Raw genomic sequence first — 16,771 nt, 5'->3', positions numbered from 1 at the left:
CCATGTTCTCCGATCTGTTCACCCAGCACGTCGCCACCGCACACGCGCGCCAGCTCGCGCTCGCCGACCTGATCGGCGAGCGTGACTGGGACCTCGACCTGACCGCCGGTCAGGTCGCCTTCGGCGACGACCTGAGATTCCCGATCCAACTGCTCGGCACCGAGAGCCACCTCGACGGCACCTGGCTCTGGGCCTGGGCGAACACCCAGAGCGGCCTGCCCCCGCAGCTGCTCGCCCTGAGCAACTGGATGCGCGAGTTCGGCACCCGGCAGGGGGTGGCCGAGCTGACCGACGCGACGTTCCCGCTGGAGCGTGCCGACGGGCACCGGCTCGCCCTGGTCGCCTCCGGGCTGACCGGCCGCTGCTACTACCGCGGCCCGTACGAGGGCGGCGCCGTCTTCTTCCACCTGGAAGGAGTCCCGGATCAGCCGGTCGCCCCGGAGCGCGCCTTCACCGTGGTGAACCAGGTGCTGATGGCCTACCCGGTCGACCACCGCGCGATGGTGACCGCCTTCCTGACCCAGCAGGGCTGGCGGGTGTCGAGCGAGAACGGCCTGGTCACCGGCGCGCACTCGAGCGGCAGCGAGATGCGGGTGGAGTTCGACCAGCTCGGCCGGATCAGCAACCTGACCGGGCAACTCCGGCGGTGATCTACCCTGGGCCGCGTGCCAGGACCATCGTTGACCGCCGTTGCCCGTCCCGCGATCAGCGCTGATGCGACCCGGGTCGCGGAGATCTGCACGTCCGCGTACCGAGCCGCCTACCAGGACTTGCTGCCGCCGGGCTACATCGACCGGACCGTCGCCGTCTACTTCGGTGCGGAGCGGGTCGCCCGGCAGGTGCCGGCCGATCCGCCGAGATGGTTCGGCTACCAGGTGGCCGAGGAGGACGGGCGCCTGCTCGGCGCGGCGGGCGGCGGCATGACCCGGGACGGCGTCGGCGAGCTGCACCTGATCTACCTGGACCCGCGGGAGCGCCGCCGCGGGCTCGGCACGCTGCTGCTGGACCGGGTGATCGAGCAGATCCGGGCCGCCGGCGGCACCGAGGTGTGGCTGTCGGTCTTCCTCGGCGACGCGGCCGGGATCGGTTTCTACCGCGCCCGTGGCTTCCAGCCGGTCGAGACGGTGCAGGCCGGCCTGTCCCGGGCCGACGACCACATCCGCAGCCTGCGGATGCGTCGAATGCTGGAATAATGCGGTTTCGACCGAGGGCCCGTGACGGCAGGATGTCGGTTGTGGAACGGGGACCCGGTCGTTACCTCTGGTGGTTGGCGCGACAGCTCAAGGGCCGGGTGGCGCTCGGCGCCCTGTGCGGGGCGCTCTGGTTCGTCAGCCTGGCCGCGATGCCGTGGCTGCTCAGCCAGGCGATCGACCGCGGGCTGGCCCCGCGCCGGGTCGGGCCGCTGCTCGGCTGGACCGCCGCGGTGCTGGTGACGGGTCTGGTCAGCGCGGTGCTCGGGATCCTGCGCCACCGGAACATGACCAAGCTGCGGCTGGCCGCCGCCTTGCGTACCGCCGACCTGGTGCTGACCCACGCCACCCGGCTGGGCGCGTCCCTGCCCCGCCGGATCACCGCGGGTGAGGTGGTCACCATCGGCATCTCCGACGTGTGGCTGATCGGCCGGGCGATGAACGTGGCCGGCATCGGCGTGGCCTGCCTCTGCTCCTGCACGGTCGTCGCGACCATGCTGCACCGCACCGCCCCGCTGCTCTCCCTGGTAGTGGTGGTGGGGATCCCCGCCTTCGGCCTGCTGATCACCCCGCTGCTGCTCGGCACCCAGCGGGCCGGCTCGCGATACCGGGAGCGGCAGGGCGCGCTCAACGCCCGGCTGGTCGACGTGGTCGACGGCCTGCGGGTGCTCAACGGTCTCGGCGGCGCCGACACGCACCTGGCCCGCTACGAGCGGGACTCCGCCCGGCTGCGGGACCAGGGTTACCGGGTGGGCCGGCCGGCCAGCTGGGTCGGCGCGCTCGGCGACGGCCTGCCGATGGTGTTCCTGGCCGCGGTGATCTGGGTGGCCGCGCGGCAGGCGGCGGCCGGCGAGATCACCGTCGGGGAGCTGGTCGGCGTCTACGGCTACACCGCCCTGCTGGTCATCCCGATCAGCATCCTGATCTTCTGCGGGTTCGACCTGACGTACGGCCTGGTCGCCGCCCGCCGCGTCACCGGCTTCCTCAGCCTGCCCCTGGAGGACCCGGCCGGTGCCGCCGCCCCACCCGGCCCGGCCCGCCTGCACGACCCGGAGTCCGGGGTGACCGCCGAGCCGGGCCTGCTCACCGCCCTGGCCGGCGCCCGCCCCGCCGACGCCGTCGAGGTGCTCGACCGTCTGGGGCGCTACCTGCCCGGCGACACCACCTGGGCCGGGCACCGCCTGGACACCCTGGCGCGGGACGCGATCCGGGACCGGATCCTGGTCGCCGAGAACGGCGCCGACCTGTTCGCCGGCTCGCTGCGGGAGGTGGTGGCCGGCCGGCACGACCCGGACGACGACCTGATCCGGGCGGCGATCGACACCGCGGTCGCCCACGACGTCGCCGACGACCTGGACCGGCCGGTCGAGTGGGGCGGTCGCAACCTCTCCGGCGGCCAGCGGCAGCGGGTCCGGCTGGCCCGCGCCGTGCACGCCGACCCGGAGATGCTGCTGCTCGCCGAGCCCACCTCGGCGGTCGACGCGCACACCGAGTCGGCCGTCGCGGAACGGCTCGCCCGCCACCGGACCGGGCGCGGCACGGTGGTCGCCACCACCTCGCCGGTGCTGCTGGACCGCGCCGACGTGGTGCATTACCTGGTCGACGGCCGGGTCGCCGCGACCGGCACGCACCGCGAGCTGCTCGCCACCGAGCCCGGTTACCGGGCCCTGGTGACCCGGGTGTTCGCCGAATGAGCGCCAAGCTGCCGGTCGCCGGCCAGCGTCTGGTCGTGCGCGCCACGATGCGCCTGATCGCCGCCGACAAACGCTCGGTGCTCGCCCTGATCGGGCTGAACTCGCTCGCCGCGCTCGCCGGGCTGGGCGCACCCTGGCTGCTCGGCAGGGTGATCGACACGGTGGCCGCCGGGGGCGGCGCGGCCGCCGTGGACCGGCTCGCCCTGGCCGTGCTGGGTTGCGCGGTCGCCCAGATCCTGATCTCCCGGCTGGCGCTCGCCCTGGGTTACCGGTTCGGCGAGCGCACCTCGGCCCGGATCCGCGAGACGTTCCTGCGCCGGGCGCTCGACCTGCCCGCGTCGGTGATCGAGCGGATCCCGGCCGGTGACGTGGCGGCCCGCGGCACCACCGACGTCGACGCGGTCGCCGGCACGCTGCGGGACCTGCTGCCGCGGATCCTGATCGGCCTGGTCGAGATGCTGTTCGTCCTGGCCGCCGTGCTGCTGCTGAGCCCGCTGCTCGGGCTGCTCGGGGTGCTCGGCCTGACCGGCATCTGGTTCGTCACGCGGTGGTATCTGAAGCGGGCCCGGGACGCGTACCTGCGCGAGGGCGACGCCAACTCGTGGCTGGCCGAGGAGCTGGCCGCGACCACCTCGGGCGCGCGCACGGTCGAGGCGTTCGGGCTGGCCGACCGGCGGCTCGCGGCCGGCAACGCGGCGATCGACGAGACCCGCCGGACCCGGCTGGTCACCCTCGCGCTGCGCAGTGTCTTCCTGCCCGGCGTCGAGGCCTCCTACGCGATCCCGCTGGTGCTGGTCCTGCTGGCCGGCGGGCTGCTCTACCTCGACGACCGGATCAGCCTCGGCACGCTCAGCGCGGCCCTGCTGTACCTCCGGCAGCTGGTGAACCCACTGGACACCCTGCTGCTCCGGATCGAGCAACTCCAGGCCGCGTCCGCGTCGTTCGCCCGGATCGAGGGCCTGGCCGCGGCGCCGGCGCCGGCCGCGTACGCGCCGGATCCGCCGCGCGACGACCGGATCGAGGTGCGCGGCGTCCGCTTCGCCTACGACCGCGGCCGCGACGTGCTGCACGACGTCGACTTGACGGTACGCCCGGGAGAGCGCCTCGCCGTCGTAGGCCTCTCCGGCGCCGGCAAGTCCACACTGGGTCGCCTGATCGCCGGCGTCGACCGTCCCACCGCCGGCAGCGTCACGGTCGGCGGCGTCCCGATCGCCGACCTGCCCCCGGAGCTGCTCCGCGAGCAGGTCGTCCTGGTCACCCAGGAGCTGCACGTGTTCCGGGAGACCGTCCGGGACAACCTGATGGTCCCCGCCCCGGACGACGAGTTGCGCCGCGCGCTCGCCACGGTCGGCGCCGACTGGGCCGACGACCTGGACCGTGACCTGGGCGAGCACCCGCTCGACGGCGCGCAGGCGCAGCAGCTGGCGCTGGCCCGGGTGCTGCTGGCCGGGCCGCACACGGTCATCCTCGACGAGGCGACCGCGCTGCTCGACCCGACGGCGGCCCGGGACGCGGAGCGGGCGCTCGCGGCGGTGCTGCACGGGCGTACCGTGATCGCCATCGCGCACCGCCTGCAAACCGCCCACGACGCCGACCGGGTCGCGGTCATGCACGACGGCCGGATCATCGAGCTCGGCACGCACGACGAGCTGCTCGACGCGGACGGCTCCTACGCCGCACTGTGGCGCTCCTGGCACCGGGCCGATCAGATGCGGTAATACGGATACCCGGGGTAGACGTACCCGGCGCTCCAGAACGGCGGATAGCCGTAATGCCGGTACAGGTCCTGGTAGTACTCGGTGGCGTCGACCAGCTCCGGGTCGTACCGCGGCGCCTCGGCCACCAGCTGCTTCGGCTCGGCCACGTGCACGATCTCGTCGTCGATCGCCCGGATCGCCTCCACCGGCACGAACGACGAGCTCGTCCCGAACCCGAGAATCCCCCCGTGCGCCACCCGCAGGAACCGAACCTTCCGCTCCTCCGGATCGATCAGCAGATCCTCGACCCGCCCGAGATCGTGCCCCTCCCGATCCCGCACCTTCCGCCCCCGGATGTCCTCCGCGGGATCCCCCACCACCTGATCGCTGTCCCCCAGCCCGATCAGCTCGATGCTGGCACTCGGCGTGGTCATGCCCGTCACCTCCGCCACTCGTCGAAGATCACCACGCCTCCGGATTACCCCGCCGGGAACTACCCCAATCCGGGTCCGGGGTGCAGGCTGGGAGGATGGGATGGACGGTGCGCAAGCAGCTGCTCTGCCCGGCCTGCGGCGACCTCGTCGCCGAGGCGATCCACCGGCGGTTCCCGGCCATGCTCACGGTCCGCGCCCCGGCCGGCTACGAGGTGATGCCCCGGCGCAGCGCCGCCCTGGAGCGCGAGTTGCTGGCCGGGGAGTTGCCGGGCGACCCGGACCAGGCCACCCTGCGGCAGATGCTGCTGCGTTACCACGCGGACCTGATCTATGAGCTGACCTGCCCGCGGGGGCACGTCACCTACCGCGCGGCGCCGGTCGTGGTGCAGGCGGTCCGCAACTCACCGGGTGCCTGGGTCCAGCTGGGCTGACAGGGCCCGGGCGCCACGGACCGCCAGCGCCACGCTGGTCAGCCCGGTGCCGCTGCCTCCGGCCACCCGCGGCCAGGCGATCGACGCCCCGACGCCGACCGCCCACACCGGACTCTCGCAGTCGCTTCTGGAGCGCTGGCTCGACTCCGGGACGCCGGGCGCTGGCGGCATCGCGTACACATCGGGTTAGATCCATGGCTGTCGGTGCCGGCGGCGATGGAGGATCGATGACCGAGCGTGGGATCAGGGCAGCGCAGCCGGAACCCGTACCGTCGCCGTCGGACCCGGAGAGAAGCGGCCCGGACCGGCGCTGGATCGTCTTCGTGGTGATCGCCGTGGTGGCGATCGCCGGCGTGATCGCCGTGGTGGCCGGCCGGAGCGGGGGCGCGGCGCCGGCAGCGGTCGCCACCACCGGCACCGCCACCACCGAAGCGGCGGCGGTGCGCACGCAGCCCACCGGCGACCCGGCGGACGCCGCCTTGCTGATGCTCCAGGACCAGGCCGCGGCCCTGCTCCGCGGCGACGAGGCCGGCTGGCTCGCCCCGGTCGACCCCGCCGCGGCCGACACCGTCGCCTATTTCCGTAAGCGTTTCCGGATGCTGCGCGGGCTGCACGTCAGCCAGTTCAGCTACGCCCGGGGAAGCAAACCCTACGTCCGCGACGGCGACCCGGAATTCACCGACACCATCTACTCCGGATTCTGCTTCAGCATGCCGAACTGCCCGGAGCTGATGCCGGCCGACGGCATTCCGCTGGGCGCGCCGCGGATCCGCGAGAAGTTCGTCTTCAAGCGCACCGGCGACCGCTACCTGATCGGCAGTGTCGTCGCCGACCCGGACGACCGCTCCCGGGAGCCGATGCCGTGGCAGTCCGGTGACCTGGTCCTCGCCGAGGGCAAGCGGGTCACCGTGGCTGCCGCCCCGGCCGTCGCCAAGCGGGCGAAGGAGGCGCTCGCCGTGGCGGACAAGGCCGCGTCGGTCGCCGACCGGTTCGCCGCGCAGTTCCACAATCCGCAGCAGCGCTACCGGATCTTCCTGGCCGACGACAAGTCGTGGAAGCGCTGGTTCAGCAGCTCCTCGGCGCGCGACAAGGCGGTCATCGGGGTGACCGTCGCGATCAACGGCGTGCAGAGCGAGATCATGGTGAAGACGAGCGGGAACGGCAGCCGCGCCGAGCTGGCCGACACCATCCAGCACGAGATGGGACACGTGGTCTCGCTCGGCCACGTCAACGACACCGGCAAGAAGGTCACCCTCGACCTCTCCGAGGAGTGGCTGACCGAGGGCATCGCCGAGTACATCGGCCGGTTCCCGCAGCGCGCCACCGCGTCGCCGCGGATGCCCGCCGTCCGGCAACTGGTCACCGGGTCCGGCGGGCCGCGCAGCATCGAGGTGAGCTCGCTCGACTGGGACGACCCGAAGAAGACCGCCGCCTACTACGGCTTCGGCCACCTGGCCGTCGACTGCCTGGCCCGCAAGTTCGGCGAACCGAAGATGATCGCCTTCGTCAGCGTGCTGGCCCGGCAGGGCCGCTCGGCCGACGAGGCGTCCGAGCGGGCCTTCGGCAAGCCGTTCGACCAGGTGGACAAGACCTGTATGAGCTGGATCCGGGCCCAGCTCTAGATCACACCACCCATGCCGGGGTCGGTGATGCTGTCCCGGCCGTTCTCCAGGTGGCCGGCGTACTGGGCGACGGTGTCGCCCGAGGTGACCGTGACGTCGTACCAGCCATGGGTGCGCGCCACGCTGATCTGCGAGGTGCGCGCCGTGCCCGGGCGCAGGGTGAGCGTCGACGTGTGGCCGGTGTAGCGGTCGGCGACGGTCACCTCGGCCCGCTCCCGGCCGGTGTTACGGATCTCCAGCAGGAGCGCGTGCTCGTCGTACCGGGCCCGGACCCGCACGGCCGCCGCCCCGCGCCGGAAGTGGCGGTAGAAGCCGTTCGGCCCGTGCACCTCCACCTCGCCGGTGGTGAGCGTCTCGGTCAGGTGCCTGCCGGGCCCGACCGTGCACGACAGCGGGTCGGCGCCGGCCGGGCGGACCTGGAGGACCGCCGTCGCCCGGCCGGTGTTGCGCAGCTCGACGACGTCACCGGTGACGTCCGCGTGCAGGGTGTAGGGCAGCGCCCGGGCCGGGCGTACCCCGGGCTCCTGCCGCGGCAGCCTCGGGTCGGCCGGCGGGACCGGGACCAGGTCCGGCTGCCGGGTGAGGTCGGCCGGCTTGAACCGGGCGGTGTCCGGCAGGTCGACCGGCCGGCGGTTCGGCGTCCGGAAGTCGAAGGCGCTGGTCAGGTCGCCGGCCACGGCACGCCGCCACGGGGTGATGTTCGGCTCGGTGACGCCGAAGCGGCGCTCCAGGAAGCGGATCAGCGAGGTGTGGTCGAAGGTCTGCGAGTTCACCCAGCCGCCCCGGGTCCACGGCGAGACGACGATCATCGGGACGCGGATGCCGAACCCGTACGGGCCGGCCGGGTGCCCGTCGCCGCCCGGGTAGATCTCGTTGACCGTGGACACCGTCGAGCGCGCCGGGTCAGGGGTCGGCGGGACCACGTGGTCGAAGAAGCCACCCTCCTCGTCGTAGGTGATGAACAGCGCCATCTTCGACCAGATCGCCGGGTTGGCCGCGAGGATGTCGATGACCTGCGAGACGTACCAGGCGCCGTAGTGCGGCTCCCAGTTCGGGTGCTCGGTGTACGCCTCCGGCGCGACCAGCCAGGTGACCTGGGGCAGCGTCCCGTTCTCCACGTCCCTTCGGAAATCGGTGAGCAACTGGTCGGGACTGCGGCCGAGTTTGTTCACCTCGGTGCCGGACTTCGCCCTGTCGGCGAACGGAGTTCCCGGCGCCGCGTTCTGGTACTGGTGGAAATAGAGCAGCGAATTGTCGCCGTAATTGCCGATGAACGGGTCCGAGGTCCAGCCCCAGTATCCGGCGGCGGTGAGGCCCAGCCCGACGTCCTGGTAGACCTTCCACGAGACGCCGGCCGCCTCCAGGCGCTCCGGGTAGGTCGTCCAGTCGTACCCGGCCTCGGCGTTGGTGATCACCGGGCCACCACCCTTGCCGTCGTTGCCGACCCAGCCGGTCCACATGTGATACCGGTTCGGATCGGTCGGCCCGAGCAGCGAGCAGTAGTAGCTGTCGCAGACCGTGAAAGCGTCCGCCAGCGCGAAATGAAAGGGCAGGTCGGCACGGGTGTGATGGGTCATGGTCTGCACGCCCTTGTGGGGCACCCACTGGTCGAACCGTCCGGCGTTCCAGGCGGCGTGCCCGTCGTTCCAGCCGTGCGGCGGGTCCGGCAGGAAGGCGCCGCCCAGGTCCTTGACCTCCGGCCGGAAGGGGAGCAGCTGCTCCTGATGCCAGACGGTCCGGCCGTCCGGCCGTTTCGCCGGGTGCGGGTCGGCGAACCCGCGGACCCCGCGCAACGTACCGAAATAATGGTCGAAGGAACGGTTCTCCTGCATCAGGAAGATGACGTGCTCGACGTCCTCGATCGACCCGGTGCGGTTGTTCGCCGGAATGGCGAGGGCTTTCTCCAGCCCCGCGGGCATGGCGGCGGCAACGGCCGGCACACCCAGCATCTGCAAGAATTTACGACGATCCACGCTGGCCACGGCCGCGCACGTTATGCAGCCAAGGTGGCCCGCAGATGAAAATCAAACCCCTATTTGCGTACGCTCTGGGCGCGCTCGTCATAATCATCCGCGATGACCCTCGCCGAGTTCGCCCGGGCTCGCGCCGACCGTGACCTGGCGGTGCTCGAAGGATTCCACGCCCTCAAGCACGCCCTCCGGTTCGGCGCCACCGTCCGGCACGTCGCCGCCGTCGACCCGGAGCAGCTCGAACGGCTCGCCGCCGACCTGGCGCCCGACCTGCTCGGCCGGTTCCGCGAGCTGGCCCGCCCGGTGCCCCGGGACGCGTTCCGGCAGCTCTCGAAGAACCCGGTCCGCACCGAGGTCATCGCCATCGCGGAACGCCCGTCCGTCGACGTCGCCGCCGTGCTGCGCGCCTCCTTGCCGGACCCGATCGTCTTCCTCGAAGACCCCCGCAACCTGGGCAACGTCGGCGCCGTGATCCGCGTGGCCGCAGCCGCCGGCGCGGCCGCCGTGCTCACCGACGGCGTCAGCGACCCGTGGGACCCGGCGGCGATCCGTGGCTCGGCCGGCCTGCACTACGCCCTCCCGGTCGCCCGCACCGACGTCGCCGCCCTGACCGGCCGCCCGCTGGTCGCCCTGGACCCGGACGGTGTCGAGATCTCCCCGGCCGCCATCCCCGACCGGGCCGTCCTCGCCTTCGGCACCGAGCGCGACGGGCTCTCGCCGGCGCTGCTGGAGCGCGCCGACGTCCGGGTTCGCATCCCGATGCGTCCCGACGTCTCCAGCCTGAACCTGGCCACCTCGGTCGCCATCACCCTGTACTCCCGCCGCTGGATGACCGCCTGACCCCGGCCCCGCACTGCCGGCCGCCCTCGGGGCCCCGTCCCCGCTTACGACAGTCACCGCCAGCCGGGCTTGTCGGGCTGGTTCCTACGGCCCCATCTCGTGTCTGGTTAGGGCTGTGGGGGCCAGCCGGGTTGGTCGGGCTGGTCTCTGTGGCCCTTTCTTGTGTCTGGTTAGGGCTGTGGGGGCCAGCCGGGTTGGTCGGGCTGGTCTCTGTGGCCCTTTCTTGTGTCTGGTTAGGGCTGTGGGGGCCAGCCGGGTTGGTCGGGCTGGTCTCTGTGGCCCTTTCTTGTGTCTGGTTAGGGCTGTGGGGGCCAGCCGGGTTGGTCGGGCTGGTCTCTGTGGCCCTTTCTTGTGTCTGGTTAGGGCTGTGGGGGCCAGCCGGGTCGGTCGGGCTGGTCTCTGTGGCCCTTTCTTGTGTCCGGTTAGGGCTATGAGGGCCAGCCGAGTTTGTGGGCTGGGTTCCATGGCCGCGTCCAGTACCCGGTTACGACATCGGGCCAGCCGGAAGCGCGACCCGGAGGTTGCGGATGTACCGGAAAAGTCGGACTTAGGTCGGCGAATGGATTGCGGACCGGAGGCGGGTGCGGACCGGATCTGACCGGATCTGACCGGATCATGGTCGGCCGTGGGTGGCGGCTGGGGCGGTGACCAGCGGGTGCGTGGCTTGGGGTGCGGCCGTGATTGGCGGGGCCGTGGGTGGCGGCTGGGGCGGTGACCAGCGGGTGCGTGGCTTGGGGTGCGGCCGTGATTGGCGGGGCCGTGGGTGGCGGCTGGGGCGGTGACCAGTGGCTGCGTGGCTTGGGGTGCGGTCGTGATTGGCGGGGCCGTGGGTGGCGGCTGGGGCGGTGACCAGTGGCTGCGTGGCTTGGGGTGCGGTCGTGACTGGCGGGGGCCGTGGGTGGCGGCTGGGGCGGTGACCAGTGGCTGCGTGGCTTGGGGTGCAGACCGCGATCAGGGGGCTGCGTGGGGTGGTGACCAGGTGCCTGCGTGGCTTGGGGCGCAGGCCGAGGCCGTGACCGGTTGTTCTGTGGGCTGGTGCGGCGAGCCTGCTCCGCCGCGAGCCCGGACGGGCGCCGGGCACGTCAGCTGGGTACGAACGGAGCACACCGACTCCTGTCTGTGGATGAGCTCAGCCATGCCCCGGTACCGGTTTGGTGTGGGTCGGCGGGGCGCGAGAGGATCGCGGTGTGAGCGAGCACGGGGAGCGTGCCGGCCGGTTGCGGGTCGAGCTGTTCGGGACGTTGCGGGTCCGGCGTGAGGGTGCCGATCTGGCGGTGCCCGGTGCCCGGCTGCGCGGGTTGCTCGCCCGGCTGGCGCTGGCCGCCGGGCGGCCGGTCGGGGCGGGGACGCTGGTCGACGCGTTGTGGCCGCAGGAGCGGCCCGCTGATCCGGCCAACGCGTTGCAGTCGCTGGTGTCGCGACTGCGGCGGGTGCTCGGCGACGCCGAGGCGGTCACCCAGGACGAGGGCGGTTACCGGCTCGCGGTGAGCGGCGACGACGTGGACGTGATCCGGTTCGAGAGGCTGGCGGCCGCTGGGCGGCAGCGGCTGCGGGACGGTGACGCGCCGGGCGCGGCCGAGCTGCTCGGTCAGGCGACCACGCTGGTGCGCCGCGGGGCGGTGGCGGCCGAGGTGGGCACGGTGGCGGAGGCGGTCGGGGTGCGGCTGCGGCGGGCGGTGGCGGCGGCGCTGGCCGACACCGCCGAGACCGATCTGCGGCTGGGCCGGCCCGAGGTGGCCGAGGCGCGGCTGAGCCGGCTGCACGAGGAGCATCCGCTGGACGAGCGGGTGGTGGGGCTGCTGATGGACGCGCTGGCCGCGCAGGGGCGGCAGGCGGAGGCCCTCGATCTGTACGAGCGGGTGCGCGAGGACGTGGCGGAGCGCCTCGGGGCCGATCCGGGGGCGGCGTTGCGGGAGCGGCACTTGCGGCTGCTCCGCGGTTCGGAGCCGACAACGGGCCGCGCCCGGGAGCAGCGGCCCGGCGGCCCGGGGCCGACGGCGGGCCGTGAGCGGGCGTCGAACCGTGGCGGAAGCGGCTCAGGGTCCGCGACAGGCCATTACGGAGGCGGCTCAGCGTCCGCGGCAGGCGATTACAGGGGCGGCGCGGGGTCTGCGGCAGGCGATTACAGGGGCGGCGCGGGGTCTGCGGCAGGCGATTACAGGGGCGGCGCGGGGTCTGCGGCAGGCGATTACAGGGGTGGAGCAGGGTCTGCGGCAGGCGGTCACAGAGGTGGAGCAGGGTCCGCGGCAGACGATTACAGGGGTGGAGCAGGGTCTGCGGCAGACGATTACAGCGGCGGACCAGGGTCCGCGGCGAGCCCTGGCAGCGGCGGACCTGAGTCTGCGCCGGGCCGCGAGAAAGGCGGTCCGGAGTTTGCGGCGGGCCGTGATGGAAGTCCGGGGCCGGCGGCGGGCCGTGACGGGAGCGGGTTCAGCGGTCTGGAGTCCGCGGCGGCGCGGGACCGAGGGCACTGGACGGGCGGGGACTCGCGCGAGTCCGGGACGCGGACGTCCGATGCGCTGGGCGGGGCGGACCAGGACGTACCGAAAAATGACGAGCACCTCCTTGCGGGAAGCAACCTGCCGGAACCACTGACCAGCTTCATCGGCCGGGAGGCCGACCTGGAGAGGGTCGACGATCTGCTCGGCGGCGGGCGGCTGATCACCGTGCTCGGGCCCGGCGGGGCCGGCAAGACGCGGCTGGCGACGCAGGCGGCGCGGCGGCGTCGGGGGGAGTACCGGGACGGGGTCTGGCTGATCGACCTGGCGTCGGTGACCGCGCCGGCCGAGTTGCCGGCTGCCGTGCTGACCGCGACCGGGTTGCGGGCGGCGGCGATCTTCGAGAATTCCGGGATCCGGTTCGAGGGGCGGGGCGAGGTCGACGTGCTGGTCGACCAGTTCGCCGGGCGTGAGTGCCTGTTCGTGGTGGACAACTGCGAGCATCTGATCGACGCGGTGGCGCACCTGGTCACGGCGTTGCTGGTGCGGTGCCCGGGGCTGCGGATCCTGGCCACCAGCCGGGAGCCGCTCGCGGTGGACGGGGAGGCGCTGGTGCCGCTCGGGCCGCTCGCGGTGCCGGAGGGCGACGAGCTGGACGAGGCGCGCGGGTCGGCGGCGGTCCGGCTGTTCGCCGAGCGTGCCGCGGCGGTGCTGCCCGGGTTCGCGGTGGACGCGACGACCGTGACGCCGGTGGTGCAGATCGTGCGCCGCCTCGACGGGTTGCCGCTGGCGCTGGAGCTGGCCGCCGCCCGGCTGCGCACGCTCGGGCTGACCGAGTTGGCGAACGGGCTGGACGACCGGTTCCGGCTGCTCACCACGGGCAGCCGCACGGCGCTGCCGCGGCACCGGACGCTGCGTGCGGTGATCGCGTGGAGCTGGGATCTGCTCGCCGACGACGAGCGGGCCCTGGCCGACCGGGTGTCGGTGCTGCCCGGCGGGGTGACCGTCGGTTCGGCGAGCGCGGTGTGCCCGGACACGCCGGAGATCCCCGAGCTGCTGGCCGCCCTGGTCGACAAGTCGCTGCTGCACCGGGCGGCGGACGGGCGGTACCGGATGCTGGAGACGCTGCGCGAGTTCGGCATCGACCGCCTGGCCGAGCAGGGCACGCTCACCGCCGTCCGGGACCTGGCCGCGCGCCACCTGGCCGCCCTGGTCGCCGAGCACGACCCGCTGCTGCGCACCGCCGAGCAGCTGGCCTCGCTCAAGGTGCTGCGCGCCGAGTACGACAACGCCCTCGCCGCCCTCCGCCACCTGTGCGACCAGCGCGAGGCCGATCGGGCGCTGCGCCTGGCGATGAGCCTGGTCTGGTACTGGCAGATGTTCGGCCGGCACGCCGACGCCGCGTTCTGGCTGCACGAGGCGCTGAGCGTGCCCGGCGAGCGGGACCGGTTGACGCTCGACTGCGCCGAGGCGGTGGTGACGCTGAACCGGGTCAGCTCGGAGGCCATGATGGCCCTGGAGTCCGCCGACCAGCGGCGGCAGCGGCTGCACGAGCTGGCCGACCGGTTGCTCGCCCACCCGCGGCTGCCCGGGCTGATCGGCGCGCTGGCGGCCGTGGTGCTCTACATGGCGGAGCGGACCGACGAGGCCCGGGTCCGGATGGACGAGCTGGTCGCCGGGCCGGACCGCTGGGTGACCGCGCTGGCCCAGCTGTTCCGGGCCCAGGTCGCGGAGAACGCCGGCGACATCCCGCAGGTGCGCAGCGACGTGACCGACGCGCTCTCCGGGTTCCGGCAGGCCGGCGACCGCTGGGGCCAGGCCACCGTGCTGCCGCTGCGTGCCCTGCTCCGGCAGTACGAGGGTGACCTGGACGGCGCGCTCGCCGACCTGACCAGGGCGAAGGAGCTGGCCGCCGAGTTCGGGTCGCTGGACCTGGGCGACGAGGTCTTCATCGACCTGCGCCGGTCCGACCTGCACCTGCGCCGCGGCGAGCCGGACGAGGCGCGGGCCGCGCTGCGCAGCGCCCGGGACCGCGCCGGCCGCTCGGCGACGCCGGAGATGATGCTGCTCATCGACGCGCTGGAGGCCGGGATGCTGGTCGCGCTGGGCGATCTGAACGAGGCCGAGGAACTGCTCGGCAAGGCCGAGGACGGGCTGCGGATCGACGCGCTGGAGTTCATGAACGGTGATCACGGCACCGCGATCATCGAGGGGGTGCGCGCGGCGCTGGCGTTGCGGCGCGGTGACGCGGGGCGGGCCGAGCGGGCGCTGGTGCGGGCGTACGCGGCGGCGCAGGCGACCCGCGACATGCCGATCCTGTCGCTGGTCGCGATCGGCGCGGCCGGGCTGGCCGACCTGCTCGGCCGGCATCGGGAGGCGGCGCAGCTGCTCGGCGCGGGCGCCCGGCTGCGGGGTGCGCACGACCCGACCGACCTGCAGGTGGCCGAGCTGACCCGGCGCAACCGGGCGGTGCTGGGGGAGGAGGCGTTCGCCGAGGCGTACGCCGCCGGGTTCAGCCTGGACCCGAACACGGCACTGGCCCGGATCGATCCGGGCCAGTTGAACCGCGCGTTGAACTCCTAGGTGCGCTTGTTGTAGGCGCGCAGGGCCAGCGGGACGAAGACCACCAGCAGCCCGGCCATCCAGGCCAGGGTGATCAGCAGGTGGTGGGCGACCGGGCCGCCGACCAGCAGGCCGCGTTCCGCGCTGACCAGATGAGTGATCGGGTTGACGTGGACGAAGCCCTGCAACCAGCCGGGCATCGTCTCGGTCGGGACGAACACGTTGCTGCCGAACGACAGCGGGAAGACCAGCAGGAACATCACGCCCTGCACCGCGCCGGAGGTGCGCACCAGCATGCCGACCCAGACCGAGACCCAGCCGAAGCAGAGGCCGAACCCGATGGCCAGGGCGATCGCGGCGAGGGTGGGCGTCACGCCGGTCTCGATCCGGAAGCCCATGACGGTGCCGACCCCGAGCGTCACCAGGCACACCGTGAGGTAGCGGACGATGTCCGCGCCGACCGCGCCGACCAGCGGCGCCGAGCGGGACACCGGCAGGGAGCGGAACCGGTCGAAGACGCCCTTCTCGATGTCGGCGTTCAGGTTCTGGCCGAGCGCGATGCCGCCCATCGCGAGCGACTGGGCGAGCATGCCGGGCAGCAGGAGTTGCAGGTAGCCGTGCCGGTCGCCGTCGGCGGCGATGGCGCCGCCGAACAGGTAGGTGAACATCAGCAGGAAGATGATCGGCTGGATGGTGACGTCGATCAGGGCTTCCGGGGTGCGGACGGTCTTGATCAGGCTGCGCTTGGCGAGCGCGGCGCTGTGCCGGATCAGCCCGCCGCGCCGCGGGGCGTCCAGGGTCGCCGGCTTGGCGAGAACTGCCGTGGTCATACCAGAGCCTCTGCTTTCTCGATGTCGCCCTTGTCGCCGGTCAGGGTGTGGAACACCTCGTCCAGGCTGGGCAGGTGCAGGCCGAACTCGTTGATCTCGATGCCGGCCCGGCGCAGTGCCGGGATCACGTCGTCGAGCGCGTGGTCCGAGGTGACCGGCACGGAAGCGGCGCCGGGCCGGGATCCGGCCGCGTCGTCCGGCGCGGCGTTGGTGCCGGGCGCGGCTACGGCATCAAGAATTTTCAGTACGTCGGGCAGCCGTGCGGCATCCGCCGGCCGGATCCGCAGGGTCTGCCCGCCGACCCGGCGCTTGAGGCCGTCCGGCGTGTCCTGGGCGATCACCCGGCCGTGGTTCACCACCACGATCTCGTCGGCCAGGGCGTCCGCCTCCTCCAGGTACTGCGTGGTCAGCAGCACGCTGGAACCCTGCGCGACCTGGGTACGCACGACGCCCCACATGTCCTCGCGCTTGGCCGGGTCGAGCCCGGTGGTCGGCTCGTCGAGGAAGATCACCTCGGGGTGGCCGACCAGGCTGGCGGCGAGGTCGAGGCGGCGGCGCATGCCACCGGAGTACGTCTTGGCCGGGCGCCCCGCCGCCGCGGTCAGGTCGAACCATTCGAGCAGCTCGACGGCCCGCTTCTTGGCGTCCCTACTGGTCAGATCGAGCAACCGGCCGATCAGCACCAGGTTCTGAGTGCCGGTCAGGTCCTCGTCGACCGAGGCGTACTGGCCGGTCAGGCCGATCCGGCGGCGTACCTTCTGCGGCTCGCGCAGCACGTCGATGCCGGCCACGTACGCGGTGCCCTCGTCCGGGCGCAGCAGCGTCGCCAGCACCCGCACCGCGGTCGTCTTGCCGGCCCCGTTGGGCCCCAGCACACCGAGCACCGTGCCCCGGCGCATGGCCAGGTCCACCCCGTCGAGCGCCTGCGTCTGACCGAAGCGTTTGCGCAACCCCTCGGCGCGCACTACGAGATCGTCCACGATCCCCCCTCATCCCGGTTACGACATCGAGAGTGCGGGGGCGGACTGGCATGATCCGCACAGGGCGCTGGCACGGCCGTGAC

Annotated in this window: 12 protein-coding genes; 8 read left to right on the top strand and 4 right to left on the bottom strand. The window is 73.0% G+C overall.

Going from position 1 to position 16,771, the window contains the following annotated elements; genetic code table 11:
- Positions 1–2: 2 nt before the first annotated feature.
- The 4 genes from Aiant_RS08005 (at position 3) to Aiant_RS07990 (ending at position 4,602) form a co-directional block, all read left to right on the top strand.
- Positions 3–650, top strand: coding sequence for a DUF6882 domain-containing protein (locus Aiant_RS08005; protein ID WP_189332647.1), 648 nt, complete (start codon positions 3–5; stop codon positions 648–650).
- Positions 651–680: 30 nt separating this feature from the next.
- Positions 681–1,193, top strand: coding sequence for a GNAT family N-acetyltransferase (locus tag Aiant_RS08000; RefSeq protein ID WP_189332648.1), 513 nt, complete (start codon positions 681–683; stop codon positions 1,191–1,193).
- Positions 1,194–1,342: 149 nt separating this feature from the next.
- On the top strand, positions 1,343–2,884 hold the full coding sequence (locus Aiant_RS07995) for an ABC transporter transmembrane domain-containing protein (RefSeq protein ID WP_229830556.1): 1,542 nt from the start codon (positions 1,343–1,345) through the stop codon (positions 2,882–2,884).
- A complete protein-coding gene (locus Aiant_RS07990; protein WP_189332650.1) occupies positions 2,881–4,602 on the top strand; it encodes an ABC transporter ATP-binding protein in 1,722 nt (573 codons plus the stop codon). Before Aiant_RS07995 ends, Aiant_RS07990 begins: the two co-directional genes overlap by 4 nt.
- On the opposite strand, the gene Aiant_RS07985 is transcribed toward Aiant_RS07990, so the two are convergent.
- Positions 4,590–5,015, bottom strand: a complete 426-nt coding sequence (locus Aiant_RS07985; protein WP_189332651.1) for a PRC-barrel domain-containing protein — start codon at positions 5,013–5,015, stop codon at positions 4,590–4,592. The two genes, Aiant_RS07990 and Aiant_RS07985, sit on opposite strands and share 13 nt — an antisense overlap.
- 95 nt (positions 5,016–5,110) lie before the next feature.
- On the opposite strand from Aiant_RS07985, the gene Aiant_RS07980 reads away from it, so the two are divergent.
- Complete coding sequence (locus Aiant_RS07980; RefSeq protein ID WP_189332652.1) at positions 5,111–5,446, top strand: hypothetical protein; 336 nt, start codon at positions 5,111–5,113, stop codon at positions 5,444–5,446.
- A 227-nt stretch (positions 5,447–5,673) separates the two neighbouring features.
- Entirely contained in the window at positions 5,674–7,068 is a 1,395-nt protein-coding gene (locus Aiant_RS07975; RefSeq protein WP_189332653.1) for a hypothetical protein, read from the top strand.
- Here the strand turns inward: Aiant_RS07975 and Aiant_RS07970 are convergent.
- Positions 7,065–9,017, bottom strand: a complete 1,953-nt coding sequence (locus tag Aiant_RS07970; RefSeq protein ID WP_229830509.1) for a phosphocholine-specific phospholipase C — start codon at positions 9,015–9,017, stop codon at positions 7,065–7,067. The two genes, Aiant_RS07975 and Aiant_RS07970, sit on opposite strands and share 4 nt — an antisense overlap.
- Positions 9,018–9,143: 126 nt before the next feature.
- Here Aiant_RS07970 and Aiant_RS07965 point away from each other — a divergent pair, with 126 nt between their 5' ends.
- Both Aiant_RS07965 and Aiant_RS45515 read left to right on the top strand, forming a co-directional pair.
- Entirely contained in the window at positions 9,144–9,878 is a 735-nt protein-coding gene (locus Aiant_RS07965) for a TrmH family RNA methyltransferase (protein ID WP_189332655.1), read from the top strand.
- A 1,187-nt stretch (positions 9,879–11,065) separates the two neighbouring features.
- The gene (locus Aiant_RS45515) at positions 11,066–14,899 is read left to right on the top strand and encodes an AfsR/SARP family transcriptional regulator (RefSeq protein WP_229830511.1); all 3,834 of its coding nucleotides are present in this window, start codon (positions 11,066–11,068) and stop codon (positions 14,897–14,899) included.
- Here Aiant_RS45515 and Aiant_RS07955 read toward each other — a convergent pair.
- Entirely contained in the window at positions 14,896–15,708 is an 813-nt protein-coding gene (locus Aiant_RS07955) for an ABC transporter permease (protein ID WP_189332656.1), read from the bottom strand. The two genes, Aiant_RS45515 and Aiant_RS07955, sit on opposite strands and share 4 nt — an antisense overlap.
- Positions 15,705–16,688, bottom strand: a complete 984-nt coding sequence (locus Aiant_RS07950; RefSeq protein ID WP_189332657.1) for an ATP-binding cassette domain-containing protein — start codon at positions 16,686–16,688, stop codon at positions 15,705–15,707. The genes Aiant_RS07955 and Aiant_RS07950 overlap by 4 nt, the downstream gene beginning before the upstream one ends.
- Positions 16,689–16,771: the final 83 nt, after the last annotated feature.

The organism is Actinoplanes ianthinogenes, assembly GCF_018324205.1.
Lineage (GTDB): Bacteria > Actinomycetota > Actinomycetes > Mycobacteriales > Micromonosporaceae > Actinoplanes > Actinoplanes ianthinogenes.
Note: the sequence above shows the minus strand (reverse complement) of the source record. Positions and strands in the feature narration are given on the sequence as shown.

Bases quoted from the DNA above. Each gene is read 5' to 3' on its own strand.
- Aiant_RS07965 (WP_189332655.1), top strand. From the start codon at position 9,144: ATGACCCTCGCCGAGTTCGCCCGGGCTCGCGCCGACCGTGACCTGGCG.
- Aiant_RS07955 (WP_189332656.1), bottom strand. From the start codon at position 15,708: ATGACCACGGCAGTTCTCGCCAAGCCGGCGACCCTGGACGCCCCGCGG.
- Aiant_RS08005 (WP_189332647.1), top strand. From the start codon at position 3: ATGTTCTCCGATCTGTTCACCCAGCACGTCGCCACCGCACACGCGCGC.
- Aiant_RS07990 (WP_189332650.1), top strand. From the start codon at position 2,881: ATGAGCGCCAAGCTGCCGGTCGCCGGCCAGCGTCTGGTCGTGCGCGCC.
- Aiant_RS07985 (WP_189332651.1), bottom strand. From the start codon at position 5,015: ATGACCACGCCGAGTGCCAGCATCGAGCTGATCGGGCTGGGGGACAGC.
- Aiant_RS07980 (WP_189332652.1), top strand. From the start codon at position 5,111: ATGGGATGGACGGTGCGCAAGCAGCTGCTCTGCCCGGCCTGCGGCGAC.
- Aiant_RS07975 (WP_189332653.1), top strand. From the start codon at position 5,674: ATGACCGAGCGTGGGATCAGGGCAGCGCAGCCGGAACCCGTACCGTCG.
- Aiant_RS07995 (WP_229830556.1), top strand. From the start codon at position 1,343: ATGCCGTGGCTGCTCAGCCAGGCGATCGACCGCGGGCTGGCCCCGCGC.
- Aiant_RS07970 (WP_229830509.1), bottom strand. From the start codon at position 9,017: ATGCTGGGTGTGCCGGCCGTTGCCGCCGCCATGCCCGCGGGGCTGGAG.